This window comes from Sphingobacteriaceae bacterium, assembly GCA_016715905.1.
Lineage (GTDB): Bacteria > Bacteroidota > Bacteroidia > B-17B0 > Aurantibacillaceae > Aurantibacillus.
In genome coordinates, this window is the sequence record JADJXI010000017.1 from 580,301 (window position 1) to 596,700 (window position 16,400).

The window sequence follows — 16,400 nt, forward strand, 5'->3', positions numbered from 1 at the left end:
ATTATTAGGCTTCCGCACCTTCAGTCATGTAATCCTCAATCGGAGCACAAGAACAAACCAGGTGTCTGTCGCCATACGCATTATCTACTCGTGCAACACTCGGCCAAAATTTATTAGCTTTAACCCAAGGCAGTGGAAAAGCTGCTTTTTCTCTACCGTAAGGTTTATCGTATTTATCTGAAATAATAAGTTTAGCGGTATGCGGTGCATTTTTAATCACATTGTTTACTTTGTCGGCCTTACCATCAATGATTTCTTGAATTTCTTTACGGATGTTTATCATGGCTTCACAAAAACGATCTAATTCTGCTTTTGATTCGGATTCAGTTGGCTCAACCATTAATGTATTTACAACCGGAAAGGCAACGGTTGGCGCGTGGAAACCATAATCCATTAAACGTTTTGCAATATCGGCAACCTCCACATTACTGGCCATTTTAAAATCACTGCAATCTAAAATCATTTCGTGTGCGCAACGATTATTTGTTCCGGTATATAAAATTTTATAATGGTCTTTTAATATTTCTTTCATGTAGTTGGCATTCAAGATTGCAGTTTCTGTTGCTGATTTTAAACCATCGGCTCCTAACATTTTAATATAACCATAACTGATTAATAAAATTAAAGCACTTCCGAATGGTGCAGAGCTTACGGCCTGAATTCCTTTGGCTCCACCGGTATTAATGATAGGGTGAGTTGGCAAATAAGGAACTAATTTTTCTACCACACCAATAGGCCCCATGCCGGGTCCACCGCCTCCATGAGGAATGGCAAATGTTTTGTGTAAGTTGAGGTGACATACATCTGCTCCGATATTTCCGGGAGAGGTTAATCCAACCTGTGCATTCATATTGGCACCATCCATATAAACTAATCCACCATTATCATGAATGATTTTAGTTATTTCGGTAATTCCTTCCTCATAAACTCCGTGTGTGCTAGGATAAGTAATCATGATACAACTTAAATTGGCTTTATGTTGTTCTGCTTTTGCCTTTAAATCGGCAATATCTACATTTCCTTTAGCGTCACATTTTACGATAACAATATCCATACCCGCCATGGCCGCGCTAGCCGGATTGGTTCCATGAGCGGATTGCGGAATTAAGGCAACTGTACGGTGAGCACCGTTATTAGCAATGTGGTACTGACGAATAACCATCAATCCGGCATATTCACCTTGCGCGCCTGAATTAGGTTGAAAGCTCATCTTCGCAAACCCGGTGATATTGCTTAAATCTTTATCAAGCGTATTAATAATTTCAGCATATCCTTGTGCCTGTTCAACCGGAACAAAAGGATGGATGTGTGCGAACTCGGCCCAGGTTAATGGCAATAATTCACTGGCTGCATTTAATTTCATGGTACATGAGCCTAATGAAATCATGGAATGAACTAGGGATAAATCTTTATTCTCAAGTCGCTTGATGTAACGCATCATATCACTTTCGCTGTGATAGGTATTAAATACAGGATGTGTTAAGTAAGGAGACTTACGCTCTGCAAAAGTGCCTTTTAAAATATTTTGTTGCGTATATTTTCCGCTATAAGTTTTACCGGCCAATCCTGCAAAAACATTTAGAATATCGTTTACGTCTTCTTCTTCTACTGTTTGATCTATAGAAAACGCAACATGTTTATCATCTATATATCGGAAGTTTATTTCTTTCGCTTCAGCCAAACTTTTTAGTTTCTTACTATCGGCAACAACGACAAGCGTATCGAAATACAATTTGGTTTTTATTTCGAATCCTAATTTTTTAAGTTCAGAAGCTACAAAAGCAGTATTTCCATGTACTTGTTCTGAAATAGCTTTTATTCCGTCTTTACCATGATACACTGCATACATGCTCGCCATGATGGCTAATAAGGCTTGTGCTGTACAAATATTAGATGTTGCTTTATCTCGTTTAATATGTTGTTCGCGGGTTTGTAATGCCATACGCAAGGCTTGATTTCCTTCAGCGTCAATGGAAACACCAATAATTCTTCCCGGAATTAATCTTTTATAATCTTCTTTACAAGCGAAAAATGCCGCATGAGGTCCGCCATATCCTAATGGAACACCAAATCTTTGTGAATTACCGTACACCACATCTGCTCCCCATTCTCCCGGAGGAACAATGGATGCAAGCGACAATAAATCGGTGCCCACACCAATTTGAATTTCCATGGCTTTACACTTTTCAGAAAAACCTTTGTAATCTTTTATTTCTCCATTGATATCAGGATATTGTAAGAGTACTCCAAAATAAGTTTCATCCAGCTTTGCCGAATCAACATCACCTATTACTACTTCAATACCAACCGGACTACAACGGGTTTGAACCACATCAATCACCTGAGGGAAAATGGAACTGCTCACTAATAATTTATTGGCATTATTTTTTTGTTTATCGCGTGATCGGTTGCTATAAAACATAAAAGCAGCTTCTCCGGCCGCAGTTGCCTCATCTAATAAACTGGCATTGGCTATGGGCATAGCAGTTAAATCCATCACCATGGTTTGGAAATTTAACAAAGCTTCAAGTCGGCCTTGCGCAATTTCTGCCTGGTAAGGAGTATACGCTGTATACCAACCCGGATTTTCTAATATGTTTCTTTGAATAACAGCGGGCAAAATATTATTGTAATAACCAAGACCGATATAACTGCGGAAAACTTTATTCTTTTTACCGGCAGCTTTTAAATGTTTTAAATATTGATGTTCACTCAGTGCCTCACCTGTGGCTAAGGGCGCTTTTAATCGTATAGCAGACGGAACAGTTTGTTCAATCAATTCTTTTACGCTGGAAACGCCAATTTTTTTTAGCATTTCCTTTACTTCATTTTCTCTTGGTCCGTTATGACGGTTCACAAATTTATCTGTACTCATGGCGGTTAATTTTAGACATTAAATGTAGCAATTATTAGCAATTTTCAATAGGATGGAACATGAATATATGGGTAAAAATCATATGAATTTCTGTTATAATCAGTTATAAAACCTTTCCGTAAATTTGTTTGTTGGGTTTTAATGAAAATTACATTTCATATTTGCTTTTTTGTATGGCTTTGTCCGCTATTTTGTGTGGGGCAAAACAATGCTGTAGTTAAAGTTAAAATTAACCCGGTTTTTAAAGGGGCTGAATTACAACTCGGAAAAACGTATGCGTTAAATGAAAAAGCAGATAGTTTTCAGGTTACTATGCTAAAATTTTATGTTTCTAATGTTAAGTTCATAAATGATAATGCTGTTGCGCAAGAAGAAAAAGAGAGTTGTCATTTAATGGATGCTGAAGAGGAAGAACGTTTAGCATTTAGCTGTAAGCAAATAAAAACAGATAAATACATCGGTATACAATTTGGAATTGGGGTAGACAGTGCTAAAAATAATGCGGGTATACTTTCAGGAGATTTGGATCCGGCCAATGGAATGTTTTGGGCCTGGAATACAGGTTATGTTTCTCTGAAAATCGAAGGGAATTATATTGCTAAAAACTCAAATAAAACGGCCGTTGATTTTCATATTGGGGGTTATTTAAGTCCATATAACACTTATAGAACAGTTGATTTGAAATTTCCACAAAGCCGAAATATTTCAAAAAAAGCGGAAGTTGTTATTGAAGCAGATGTTATTAAATTATTTTCAGGGATAAATCTTAGCGAAACATTTCACGTTGTAATACCGGGAAAAGAGGCCATGATTTTAGCTGATAATTATTCAAAAATGTTTAAGATTATTTCGGTTGAAAGCGAATGAAAAGGTTGTTCATAGGTATTTTATCCTTATTAATATTTTTGGTTTTAGGTCTCACCATACATAAAACCGAAGAGATGAAGTTTTTTGTTCCTAAAGGTTGGCCGAAACCGCTTTATTCTTTCCATGAAAATAAAATCAGTAATGAAAAATTTGAGTTGGGCCGGGCCTTATTTTATGATCCCATTTTATCCAAAGACAGTACTATTTCTTGTGAAAGTTGTCATCTTTCTTTTACCGCATTTTCTCATCCCGATCATCGGGTTAGTCACGGTATACTCGGTTTAACAGGAAAAAGAAATGCACCCTCCTTGGTTAATTTAGCCTGGGCGCCCATTTTTATGTGGGATGGAAAAACAAAATCACTTGAAGAGCAATCGCTGTTACCCATTACTAATCCGATAGAAATGGACATGAGTATTAAAGAATTAATTAAAAGACTGCAGCGCAATGCTTATTATAAAAAATTATTTTACAGAGCTTATAAAGATAGCCTAGTCAACGAAAAAAAAATTTTGAATGCCCTAGCGATGTTTACGTCCAACTTAGTTTCTTACCATGCTAAGTATGATAGCGTAATGCGCAAAGATGCAAATGTTTCGTTTACAGAAGCTGAAAAAAAGGGCTACGAAATTTTTAAAAAGCAATGCGCTTCATGCCATACCGAACCACTATTCACAAATTATAGTTTCAGAAATAATGGATTAATCTTGGATACCGTTTTTAAAGATTACGGCCGCATGGAAATCTCTAAATTAAAAAACGATGAAATGAGATTTAAAGTCCCCACACTAAGAAATATTGAGTATTCGGGGCCTTATTTTCATGACGGACGAATGAAAAAGTTGAAAGAAGTTTTAAATTACTATGCGAACATCAATAAATCAAACCCTGATTTAGACCCTTTATTATTGAAGATAGCGTTAACGAAAGAGGATATTAAAGATCTTACCGCATTTTTAAGGACACTCACCGATAAATACTATTTATATAATGCAAATTATAGACCAAATCATTAATATTGTATAAAAGAGAAATATAATGAACAGACTTAATAAAACTTTTGGAATGGCTTGTGTCTTAATCTTTTTTACTACCGGATTAAAGTCGCAACTCAGTCCTGCTATTACTTCATGGGTAATTAATCAAACCGGATTAACCGGATATAATTGTTCGGGTTGTACGCCAACGGTTGCCGGTTCTATTCCGGCCAATGTACAATCGGTTTATTATACAGGAACAGACGCTTATGTAAGCTCAGAAGGTATACCGAGTTATAATGTGGGACCCTGGACTATGAACCCCAATACTCCTTCGGCTCAAAATAAAAAATGGAAAATTACTTTAAACCCGGTAAATAATACCGGTACAAAAACAACAACGGGCTTAGGACCTATTGGGGTATGGAGTAATGGGATGGTAATATTTAATGGCATGGATGGTTTTACCTGGAATAACGGAACAAACACAGTGAGTCCAGGAGTAGGAACCTGGAATCGTAACGCTTATGTTTTTGAAGGAGTAAGTTTTGATGCTTGTCTTGGTCATCCAAACCAAACCGGTGCCTATCACAACCACGTTATTCCAAAATGTTTATTTGCTTATAACAACAGTGCGCAACATTCACCCATTATTGGATATGCATTTGATGGTTTTCCAATTTACGGACCTTTTGGTTTTACAAATACGAATGGAACCGGCCCGATAAAACGCATGACACCCAGTTATACTTTAACTGGAAATACTACCCGAAATTTAGGTCCTTCCATGAGTACTACTTGTATTATTAATGGAAGTCCAAGTACTTATTACGCCGGCACTTTTTTAGAGGATTATGATTTTGCTAGCGGCTCCGGAGATTTGGATGAGTATAATGGCAGATTTTGTGTTACTCCTGAATATCCTTTGGGAATTTACGCTTATTTTGTAACGGTGGATGCTTCTTATAATCCGGTTTTTCCATATGTATTAGGACCAAAATATTATGGTGTAGTTGGTTCCGGTAATACCGGACCAGGCGGAGGTAGCAATACCATTCCCGGCGGTGCAACACAATATACGCCCAGTCCGGCGGCTATTCAGGAAATGAATACATTAAATCAGCAAATCAATATTTACCCGAATCCAACAGCAGATGATCAATTAAAATTTACGGTTTCTGAAAACACGAATGATTTAATTGTGAAAATAATAAATTACCAAGGACGGGTTTTGGTAAATCATTTATATAAAGGCGGGGAATATACCGGCGAAATAAATCTTTCTACTGAATATTTACTTCCGGGCGTTTATTTGATTTCTTTTGAATCCAATGGAAAAAAGTTGGTCAAGAAAATTGTATTAACAGAATAAAAAATTAATCCCTTATTATTGGCGATTAGTTTTTCATTAACTCTTCCCAAAATTCTGCACCTCTGCGGGTATGTGGAATTACAATGGTGCCTCCAACAATATTGGCAACTGCAAAAACTTCATAAATTTCTTCGGTGCTGCAATTTTGCTCGTGACATTTAATTAAGTGATATTTTATACAATCGTCGCAACGAAGAACCATGCTGGCCACTAATCCCAATAGTTCTTTGGTTTTTACATTTAAGGCACCATCCTGATAAGTTTGCGTATCTAAATTAAAAAGTCTTTTGATAACCAAATTGTCTTTTCCTAAAATCACCTCATTCATTTTTGAACGGTAATCGTTAAATTCTTTTAACTGCGATGCCATATTAATCGTTTAGTTTATATTTTTTTATTGTCCATGCTGAAATGAAAACACTCAATTCATATAATAAATACATGGGTACTGCTACTACCATTTGAGAAGTAACATCAGGGCTCGGTGTAACCACTGCACTTACAATTAATAAAACAACAACTGCATGCTTACGGTACTTGCGCATAAATTGTGGAGTTATTAAAGTTAGTCTGGTAAGAAAATAAACTAATACTGGCATTTCAAAAATAATTCCTGAAACCAAAGTAAGTGTATAAATAAAAGAAGTATAATCGCTTAAGGTTTGATTGGTAATAATTTTATCCGACATCTGATAATTGATGAGGAAATTGTAAGACATGGGAAACATAATGAAATACCCAAAACAAATACCAACTAAAAATAAAAAGGAAGCAATTACTACAAATATTTTTACCGGTCCCAACTCCTTATCTTTGAGCGCAGGTCGTATAAATTTCCACAGCTCCCACAACACATATGGAAAACCTAATATTATGCCGCCCATAAAAGCAAAACCCATGTGTGTAAAAAATTGTTCTGAGATTCCTAATGTTTGTAAGCTAACCTGTTTAACGTGCATGCACATTACACTGCCCGCACCAATTTTATAACCTAAAGCACAAAGTGCGCGATAGGAAATAAAATCCTGTTCAATAGGACCAAGTAAAATGGTATCAATAAAAAGTTGAGGCAAACAAAAAATGGCAATAGCAAAGGCCATGATAACAACGGCGCTTCTGACCAAATGCCAGCGCAGGGCTTCCAGGTGTTGCAGGAAAGACATTTCGCCGGCTTCGTTCGCTTCTTTATTTGAACCAAAAAATCCCATTTATGAGTTGACAAAGGTAATAAAATAAGGGTTTAAGCAATGAAATTGTTAAATGGTAGGTAGGCGCCCAAAAAATAAATTTAATCAGATTCTTAATCTCACTTATTATTCTTTGCTATCACCGAAATTTCGATGTGGGCACCTTTGGGTAATGCTTTAACTTCTACGGTTTCCCGGGCGGGGGGGTCACTTGTAAAATAACGGCCGTAAACTTCATTCATGGTTTTAAATTTTTTTAAATCCGTCATGTAAATGGTAGTTTTTAATACATGATTAAAATTTAATTCAGCCGCGGCTAAAACCGCCTTTAAATTTTCCATCACCAACTTGGTTTCGTTTTCTATGGAGCTGGTATCCATAGTTCCATCTGCCCGAATCGCAATTTGTCCGGATACATATAAAGTATTCCCATTTTGAATAGCCTGACTATAGGGCCCAATGGGTTTTGGTGCTTTATCGGAATAAATTACTTTTTTTTGCGCAAAAACACTGCTTAAAGAAAAACTCAGTATTAAAAATGATAAAACCTTATACATACCAATGTTGTTTTATTTTTTCTTTTCAGGCGGAGTTAATTTAGAAAAATTGGTTAAGCCTTTTACCAAAACATCTAAATCTTTTGTTGAGGTATAAACATTGGGCGTAACCCGAATACCGTTTATTTTTTCGAGGATGATGGAAGTAACATGAATTTTATGATTGACGAATAAGTGATTATCGATATCATTCGCTTTCCAGCCTTCAAAACCAATATTGTGAATGGCGCAGGAGTATTCGGGTTTAAATGAACTGGAATGTATTGATTTAGGTAAATCTTTGCATTTTTCGGCCCAATAATTTTTTAAATATCTTAAACGGTCTTCTTTTCTTTTGGCGCCAATCACATTGTGAAAATCAACGGCAGCACCAATGGCCATTTCAGCAGCCATATTTCGGGTGCCTAAATTTTCGAATTTTCGGATGTCGGTACCATCGGGTTCAGGTGCTGATAATAAAGCCCACACTTTTTTTATTTTGTCTTTTTTAATGTATAATAATCCGCTGCCGAAAGGGGCGCATAACCATTTGTGTAAAGAAGTTGCAAAATAATCAGCCCCGGTATCTTCAATCTTATAATCAATATGTCCGAATGAGTGCGCCGCATCTACAATTACCTCGCATCCTTTCGCGTGAGCCATGTCGGCTATTTTTTTTACGGGCACAATATTACCCGACCAATTAATGAGATGGGTAACATGAACTATTTTAGTTTTTGATGTGATGGCTTTTTTATATAATTCAACAATTACCTCATCGTTTTCGGTAGGTTGAGGAATATCTATCCAAACTAATTTTATTCCGTCTCTTTTCTCTCTTTGTTTCCAGGCATTCATCATGTTGGGATAATCGTATTTACTTAACACCACTTCATCACCTGCTTTTAAGTCTAATCCAAAAATTACGGTGTTTAATCCTTCGGTTGAATTTCTGTTAATGCAAATTTCCTCAGGGCTTACTCCGGCCAAATCCGCAAGTTTTGCGCGCAAACCTTCACGACCTGCATCTAAAATCCTCCACATATAATAGCTTGGTGCTTCATTGCAATATTGATAGTAACGAATATGAGCATCCTGCACAACTTTTGGTGAAGGACTAACGCCTCCGTTATTTAAATTAATTACGTTGGGAGAAACCGTATAACTTTCTTTAATCCATCCCCAAAAATCTTCATCAGAAGCACTTTCTTCGGGGCTCAGATTTTCGAGCCGATTTAATTTTTTCTCAAAATTTTCGGCAAATGATTTATTGATGGAAGATAAAAAGGCAAGTCCGCCTACCGCGAATGCCCCGCCTTTTTGAAAAAAATCTCTACGATGCATGTTATTAATTTATACTTAAAAGTAGGGATAAATGCGCAGAGATAAAAATCAGTATTTCAATTATTCAATTATCGAAATTCCGGCCATTTTCAAATCCCGCCAAAAGCCGGGATAGGATTTATTCACCACTTCAGGATTTGAAATTTGAAGAGAATTAGTTTTTAAAACCAAGGGGGCAAAACTCATGGCCATGCGGTGATCTTGATAAGTCTCAATATTTAATTCATTTTTTATTGGGGCAGTGTTTTTGGCTAGTTGAATGGAATCCTGGTTAATCTCTACCATTGCTCCAAGTTTGGTTAATTCATTTTTTAAGGCGAGGAGTCGGTGGGTTTCTTTATTTTTTAGAGTAGAAAGACCCGAAAGGGAACAAGATATACCCAATCCAAAGCAGCATGGCACTAATGTTTGAGCTATATCCGGAAAATCACTGCAATCCAGTTCAAGGTGTTCGATCTCCATTTTTGTTTTATACAATTTTAAACCGGCCTGCTCAAATTCGCTATGCACGCCCAATTTTAAAAACAGGTTTTTTAAAATAGAGTCACCTTGTAAAGAAGTTTGATGAAGATTAAATAGTTTAATTTGAGCAGCGGGAGCAAGGGCAACCACACTATACCAATAAGATGCCGAAGACCAATCGCCTTCTACATAATATTCAGTTTGCGGAATGCTTAAAGTTGAATTTTGAATTTGAATGACGGAATCATGATATTGTATATTGGCTCCAAAATGCTGCAGGAGGGAAATAGTCATTTTAATATAAGGCAATGACAAAACTGAACCTTTTAATTTTATTTGCAAACCGTTTTTAAATGCAGGTGCAATTAAAAGCAAAGCAGAAATAAATTGACTGCTAATGTTTGCATCCATTTCAATACGACCTCCGTTTAAGGTTTTCCCATTTATTAATATTTTATTTTGTTCATTTTCCTGAATTTGAATATCGGCGCCCAGTTTTTTTAAGGCGATAATTAAATTGGATATGGGTCGCTTCATTAGTGTTTCGGACCCGCTTAATTCCCATTGGCCCGGAGTAACAGCTAAAAGCGCACATAAAAACCGAAAATTGGTACCGGCTTCTCCTGCATGAATGCTTGCTTTGGTATTGGAATGAATTTGACTGAGCGCTTGAATTAGTGTTTGCGTATCTTGGGCATCCGAAATGTTTTTAATTGCCAGATTTTTTAAGAATAACTTTTGAATAATCAGTAATCGGTTGCTGATACTTTTAGAACCGGGGAGTGTAATATCGCACGTTAAGGTTTGGTTATTGTATTGAAGCTGCATTTACTAAAATGGTATTATAATAAACTAAGGCCTTTTCGATATGTGAACGGTTAATTTTTACCTCCGGATCACATTTGCCGATTCCATTCAAAAGGGCCATATAGTATTGTTTACCCTTATGCTTTTTATCCTGATTGAAAAAGGTGAAAAAGTCGGCACTTTCTGAAATATGAAGCGAAGGAAAAAAATAATTTATTTTGAGAGAATTAATAATTAGGTCGAATTCTTTTTGGGTAATACGTTTTAAAAGTAAACAGATATAACTTTCAATGGCCATACCAATGGCAACTGCCTGACCGTGTAAAAGCGGCAAATTATTTTGCATAAATAAACTTTCAATAGCATGACCGGCGCTATGTCCGAAATTTAAAATTTTACGAAGTTTTTTTTCGAGCGGATCTTTTTTAATAACAGCAGTTTTTAAACCAATGGCCTTTTTTATTAAAGCCGGACTAATAGAGCCGTTTTGAATTTTTAAGTGGCTGATTTGACTAAAAAACTTTTTATCCAGAATTAGGGCCATTTTTAATATTTCGGCGAATCCATTCCGAAGATGTTGTTCAGGTAAACTTTGCAAATAAGAAGTATTTACGTAAACACCTAAAGGTTGGTGAATGGTGCCCAAAATATTTTTAACACCTAAAAAATTTATTCCGTTTTTACCTCCAACAGCAGCATCAGCCATGCATAATAACGAAGTTGGAATATGTATAAAAGGAATTCCTCTTTTATAAATAGAAGCGGCAAAACCGCCTATGTCGCAAACAACCCCTCCGCCTAAATTAATGAACAGGCTTTTTTTTCCGGCCGAATTTTCAGCTAAAGTTTGCAGGATGTTTTCGAGCACATCAATGTTTTTACTTTCTTCTCCCGGTTCAATTTCTATCACATCCACTTTATTCAACAAAGGTTTTAAGAGTACAAGGTGGGGCAGGCAATATTGTAAAGTGTTTGAATCGCAAAGCACAAAATAAGAATCAAATGGTGTTTTGCTTAAAAAGGTGATTAACTCTTTAGGCAGTTTAGAATGAATATAAACAGGTGGAATTTTCATGTGAATGTGCTTATCCAGTTTTTCATTAATAGTTCACCGTGTTCACTTAAAATACTTTCGGGGTGAAACTGTACGCCATGTAAATTTAAGGTTTTGTGTTTGATGGCCATAATTTCTCCAGCTAGATCTTGTGCGGTAATGATTACATCTTCTGTTATTGAATTTTTATCAAGTACCCAACTATGATATCGACCGCCTATAAATTGTTTGGGGATATTATGAAAGAGAATATGATTGGAGTGGTGTTGAATGGGTGTAGCAATACCATGAAAAACAGCTTCTAAATTTCTAAGTTTTAAGTGCAGATATTCTCCAATAGCCTGATGTCCCAGACAAACACCCAAAATATTTTTTTGTTTTGCAAATTGCCGGAGAAACTCGGGAACTATACCGGCTTGACTAGGAATTCCAGGACCCGGAGAAATTACAAAATTGGAAAATTTACCTAGCGTATTAAGATCTACTTGGTCATTTAAAAATACCTGCACTTCCACATCGCCACTTTTTTCCAGCAGATGAACCAGATTAAAAGTGAAACTATCGTAATTATCAATCAGCGCGATTTTATGCATGGGTAAAATGGCAATTAAATGTAAGGTATTTTAAATAAAAAAGGCGCTTTTATAAAAAAGCGCCTGAAAGGACTGAAATGGAAGATTAATTACCTAAGTCTTCAAAATTTACATCTGAACTTTCAGATGATGAAGGAGTATTCTCGATTAGTGGTGCATTTTCTTTAATATGAGCAATAGACTCATTTAAACCCTCTACAAATTTTTCAAAATCTTCTTTATAAAGGAAAATTTTGTGTTTTTCGTAAAAGAATTTACCATCCTCGCCAAATCGCTTTTTGCTTTCGGTAATGGTTAGGTAATAATCATTTCCTCTTGTGCTCTTCACATCAAAGAAATAAGTACGCTTTCCCGCTCTTACAGGTTTAGAGAACAAATCGCCTCTATCATTTTTTTCTAAATCTTCCGACATAATATTGTTTTGATTCAGAGCAAATATTGTAAAAAAGATGCTAGAAATACCAGAGTGTTGATAATTCGACACTATTGTTAATAGTCATCGCATAAAAAAACCACTCTATTTTTAGAGTGGTTTTTAATATTTAATGATTTAAATGAGCTTATGTTGAAGGTTGATCCTTCTTTTTCTCCTTAATGTTTTTGGCACTATCAAACATTTTTTGAATTGCTTCTTTAGTAAAAGGATCATTTTCGGTGCTTCGGATATCTTCAAAGCAGTAGTCTGACTCACCAATTTTCATATTTACCAGGAAATGGAATTCAGGTGCAGTAATTTCACTTTCCCATAAAATGGCAGTAGGCTCATCCGTTAAAAAACTTTTGAATCTGTTCACGTCATCTCCCTTTAAGTCTTCTTTTTTCATGGCAATATCCCCGGCTTGCTCATTGATGCATATGCCGAACGTTTTTCCTACTTTAATTTCTAAAGCGCCGGATTGATTTTCTTCAATACTAAATGGTGTATTGGCTGTATCTGGTACAAACACCACAAAAGGTTTCCCGTAATTATTTAAATCCAGAGAAATCATGCCCGGAGGAGCTACAATGGGTTCAGATTGTTTGTCGCCACACGAAGTCAGTAGACTAGTGACTAACACAATTGATAGGATGCTTAAAATTTTTTTCATGAGATTTTTTTTTGAGTAAAGATAAAATAAAAATAGCGGTAAGACAATTATTTTAAGTTGCTTTGAGGATATTCGTAATTAATAGAGCGAATAGGGAGACGAATAGAAACAAAAAACCCCCCGCTGCGCGGAGGGTTTTTTTAGTTGACTACTTTTTCTTTTTCTTAGCAGTTTTCTTTTTAGCAGCTTTCTTTTTAGCAGCTTTCTTTTTAGGAGCAGCTTTTTTCTTAGGAGCGGCTTTTTTCTTGGTTGCTTTTTTTGCCATGGTTATTGTTTTTTGAGATTTGTTGATACGAAGTAAATAAATTATTTGTTCTTATCTATATATTAAGTATTTATTTTTTCAACATCAATTTGTTGAAATTGTTAATAGCGCTTTTGTGTGAAACTGAACTCAAATTTTTTTTCAAACAAACATCAAATATTTTTTTGATTAAATAATAATTTACAAATTTTATTTTTTTGATTTTTCATTGGAGAAAAATGACTTTTATTTAAAATAAAAAATAAAATTTACTGAATTTTTATTTCTTCTTCTACTTCCCAATCGGCCATAATTTTTATTTCTTTGGCTGGAATGCGTATTTTTTCGGGTTGCCTTTTTTCTAGCAAATTACCTGTATCCCACTTTTTATTTGCATTATCGTCATAAATAATTTTAATCCGGTAAGTTCCCGGGAATAATTCATCCATAATTACTTCAACGGAATTACTGGAGGAAAGACTTAGGTAAACTGATTTTTCCATTACAACGGTATGGTTAGCACCTATCAATTGAATAATGTAATGCTGTTTTTTGTCCAAAAGTAAATTGAGTTTCAGTTTTCCAAGTTCACTGCTTTCCCTTCTGCTCAAGTTTAATTTAATACTATCGTTATATTTTCCGGTATAATCGTGAAAAGCTGCGGTGTCGCAAACAACTTTATAATCTATTCCTTCGGCGAAGTTATTAGCTAATTCAACCGTTATTGGGTCTATTACTTTTAGTTCGACATCTTCGGTCACTTTTAAGGTGTCTTTGATATACTTTATTTTCAGTAGCGCATTTTTTGCCAAACCGGTATCAATGAGATTATAAAACTGAAGCCGGGGCTTTACATTTTTTTCAAGTACCCCCGCTAACCAATTTTGGGTAAACATCAGTTTTTTCGCAATAGTTGGTTTAAATTTCGGTAATCCAATAATTAATGTATCTAATATGGAGAACTCAGGATTGGTAGAAATTAGTTTTAAAGTATCAGTTATGTTTTTGTAGTAAACCGACAAGGTGTCGTTTGCCTTATTTTGTTGGTGATGATAAATTTTTGTTTGGTCAGAATCGTGTAGGGGTTTAATATTGCTAATTACCTCTTTACTATAAATGAGTTGAACTTTTCCATAATAAGGTGAATATGTTTTTTTTAGATATAGCTTTCCGGTTTTTTCAGCAAACATGTTTAAATGTATTGAAGTGGTATCTATTGAAGGATTATGTGTTAAATCTGAAAATGCTATTCTTTCTGACTCCCCATCATACAGGTAATTTTTATTTTTATCCCAAAAAGCCAATGCTTTAAAGTTTTTGTTGGGAAGGTATTTAAAATCAAAATTGCCTGTTTTGTTACTTTTTACAATATAATCTGCCTTTAACTGGTACGCAAAACTGTCGTTTGTAATTTTATCGGTATTATATAGTGCAACTACACATTCACCCGGCTCCGATTTATCAAATTCAATTTCAATTTCACCTTTGGCCTTTAAGGTATCAATTTCACTTCCGGTTGAAAATACAAATTCAAAATCCTTAAGTACATTTCCCTCATGCATATCGTTAATAGCGTTACCAAAAAAGATGCGGTAGGTTGTGTTGGGCTCCGTTTTTGATTTTTTTAAGTTTATTTTTAATTTTTTACCGTCGGCCTCCATTTCCGGAATTTCCGGTAAAGGTGGATTAATGATTATTTGATTAGATATGTCTTTTAACTGTATGAATTCGTCAAATTGTAAAATAATTTGATCGGCTACGAAGTTAACCGACTTATTTTCCGGCAAAGATTGAATTAATTTAGGAGCTTCCGAATCTTTTTCACCACCGGTGAGTTGAACTACCTGAGCGCATTTAATAAAAAGCATTAAGCACATGAAAAGAAGTAGTATATTTATTAATTGCCTGGGCATAGGATGCAAAATAGCAATTACAATATTAATCATTTATAGCACTGATGTATTATTATATACATATTCTCCGCAGGCTTTCCTTTATAAAGGTGTTAAACTTTATAAAATTACTATTGAGTTACCATATTTCGAGATTAATTCATAAACCTCTGGTGTGGGGGAGACCTTTTTCTATCAGTGTTGAACCTACAACGAGTTGCAATTTAAGATGTCCGCAATGTCCTAGCGGACTTAGAAGTTTTAGTAGGGATATAGGCATGTTAGAACCTGAATTGTTTAACGGAATACTTGAACAATTAAAAAAATATGTACATAATATTGTATTTTATTTTCAGGGAGAACCATTTTTGAACCCAAAGTTTTTGGAAATGGTAAAACTGGCCGAACAAAAGGGTATTTATACCATTACTAGTACAAATGCACATTATATAACGGAAGATTTGGCCAAAAAAACTGTTTTAAGCGGCTTGAGTAAGCTCATTATTTCAGTAGATGGAGCCGATCAGGAATCTTATGAAAAATACAGAGTGGGTGGGGATTTAACAAAAGTATTACAAGGCACCAAACATCTTGTGCAACAAAAAAAGGCACTAAATCTAAAAACACCTACTGTTGTTTGGCAATTCATCGTATTTAAGCATAATGAAAATCAAATTAATCAAATTAAAAGTTTAGCTAAAGAATATGGTGTAGATAAAATTCAAATTAAAACCGCGCAAATATATGATTACGAAAATGGGAGCGAATTAATACCTGAAAACGCTGAATTTTCAAGATATAAAAGAACCGAAAATGGCAATTATCAAATAAAAAATAAATTATTGAACCAATGTTGGCGGATGTGGCAGGGCTGCGTAATAACCTGGAATGGTTTGGTTGTACCTTGTTGTTTTGATAAGGATGCAAAACATCAAATGGGCGATATGCAAAAAGAGTCGTTTCAAAATATTTGGTTTTCTGACAAATACACCCGTTTTAGAGCGAAAATTTTAAAAGGAAGGTCGGAAATTGACATTTGTACCAATTGCACAGAAGGAACTAAAGTTTGGAGCGATGATTAATGAATTAAGAAAAGAATTTT

General features: G+C 35.2%; 15 protein-coding genes. 4 read left to right on the plus strand and 11 right to left on the minus strand.

What is annotated here, in order from left to right:
• Positions 1 to 4: 4 nt before the first annotated feature.
• Positions 5 to 2,875, minus strand: coding sequence for an aminomethyl-transferring glycine dehydrogenase (gene gcvP, locus IPM51_14985; protein MBK9285604.1), 2,871 nt, complete (start codon positions 2,873 to 2,875; stop codon positions 5 to 7).
• 141 nt (positions 2,876 to 3,016) lie between these two features.
• Between gcvP and IPM51_14990 the strand changes: the two genes are divergently transcribed.
• Genes IPM51_14990 through IPM51_15000 form a run of 3 tightly spaced genes read left to right on the plus strand, consistent with a single transcriptional unit; the run spans position 3,017 to position 6,091 of the window.
• A complete protein-coding gene (locus IPM51_14990; GenBank protein MBK9285605.1) occupies positions 3,017 to 3,742 on the plus strand; it encodes a hypothetical protein in 726 nt (241 codons plus the stop codon).
• Positions 3,739 to 4,758 (plus strand): c-type cytochrome, encoded by a 1,020-nt coding sequence (locus tag IPM51_14995; GenBank protein ID MBK9285606.1) that lies wholly within the window; start codon positions 3,739 to 3,741, stop codon positions 4,756 to 4,758. Before IPM51_14990 ends, IPM51_14995 begins: the two co-directional genes overlap by 4 nt.
• A 22-nt stretch (positions 4,759 to 4,780) precedes the next feature.
• Entirely contained in the window at positions 4,781 to 6,091 is a 1,311-nt protein-coding gene (locus tag IPM51_15000; GenBank protein MBK9285607.1) for a YHYH protein, read from the plus strand.
• Between the two features lie 25 nt (positions 6,092 to 6,116).
• On the opposite strand, the gene IPM51_15005 is transcribed toward IPM51_15000, so the two are convergent.
• From IPM51_15005 to IPM51_15050, 10 genes are all read right to left on the minus strand, one after another.
• Positions 6,117 to 6,461: a carboxymuconolactone decarboxylase family protein gene (locus tag IPM51_15005; protein ID MBK9285608.1), complete on the minus strand. Its 345-nt coding sequence runs from the start codon at positions 6,459 to 6,461 to the stop codon at positions 6,117 to 6,119.
• Between the two features lies 1 nt (position 6,462).
• Positions 6,463 to 7,299 carry a twin-arginine translocase subunit TatC gene (gene tatC, locus IPM51_15010; GenBank protein ID MBK9285609.1) on the minus strand — a complete coding sequence of 279 codons (837 nt, stop codon included), beginning with the start codon at positions 7,297 to 7,299 and terminating at the stop codon, positions 6,463 to 6,465.
• 98 nt (positions 7,300 to 7,397) lie between these two features.
• Complete coding sequence (locus IPM51_15015; GenBank protein MBK9285610.1) at positions 7,398 to 7,835, minus strand: RidA family protein; 438 nt, start codon at positions 7,833 to 7,835, stop codon at positions 7,398 to 7,400.
• A 12-nt stretch (positions 7,836 to 7,847) separates the two neighbouring features.
• Positions 7,848 to 9,158 carry an aminotransferase class V-fold PLP-dependent enzyme gene (locus IPM51_15020; GenBank protein MBK9285611.1) on the minus strand — a complete coding sequence of 437 codons (1,311 nt, stop codon included), beginning with the start codon at positions 9,156 to 9,158 and terminating at the stop codon, positions 7,848 to 7,850.
• A 60-nt stretch (positions 9,159 to 9,218) separates the two neighbouring features.
• Positions 9,219 to 10,448 (minus strand): 3-phosphoshikimate 1-carboxyvinyltransferase, encoded by a 1,230-nt coding sequence (locus IPM51_15025; GenBank protein ID MBK9285612.1) that lies wholly within the window; start codon positions 10,446 to 10,448, stop codon positions 9,219 to 9,221.
• A complete protein-coding gene (locus IPM51_15030) occupies positions 10,429 to 11,502 on the minus strand; it encodes a 3-dehydroquinate synthase (GenBank protein ID MBK9285613.1) in 1,074 nt (357 codons plus the stop codon). The genes IPM51_15025 and IPM51_15030 overlap by 20 nt, the downstream gene beginning before the upstream one ends.
• Positions 11,499 to 12,074: an aminodeoxychorismate/anthranilate synthase component II gene (locus IPM51_15035; protein ID MBK9285614.1), complete on the minus strand. Its 576-nt coding sequence runs from the start codon at positions 12,072 to 12,074 to the stop codon at positions 11,499 to 11,501. Before IPM51_15035 ends, IPM51_15030 begins: the two co-directional genes overlap by 4 nt.
• Before the next feature lie 85 nt (positions 12,075 to 12,159).
• Positions 12,160 to 12,486, minus strand: a complete 327-nt coding sequence (locus IPM51_15040) for a PUR family DNA/RNA-binding protein (protein MBK9285615.1) — start codon at positions 12,484 to 12,486, stop codon at positions 12,160 to 12,162.
• A 148-nt stretch (positions 12,487 to 12,634) separates the two neighbouring features.
• The gene (locus tag IPM51_15045) at positions 12,635 to 13,162 is read right to left on the minus strand and encodes a hypothetical protein (protein MBK9285616.1); all 528 of its coding nucleotides are present in this window, start codon (positions 13,160 to 13,162) and stop codon (positions 12,635 to 12,637) included.
• Positions 13,163 to 13,675: 513 nt separating this feature from the next.
• Complete coding sequence (locus IPM51_15050) at positions 13,676 to 15,352, minus strand: Ig-like domain-containing protein (protein ID MBK9285617.1); 1,677 nt, start codon at positions 15,350 to 15,352, stop codon at positions 13,676 to 13,678.
• A gap of 11 nt (positions 15,353 to 15,363) precedes the next feature.
• Here IPM51_15050 and IPM51_15055 point away from each other — a divergent pair, with 11 nt between their 5' ends.
• Positions 15,364 to 16,380, plus strand: coding sequence for an SPASM domain-containing protein (locus IPM51_15055; GenBank protein ID MBK9285618.1), 1,017 nt, complete (start codon positions 15,364 to 15,366; stop codon positions 16,378 to 16,380).
• Positions 16,381 to 16,400: the final 20 nt, after the last annotated feature.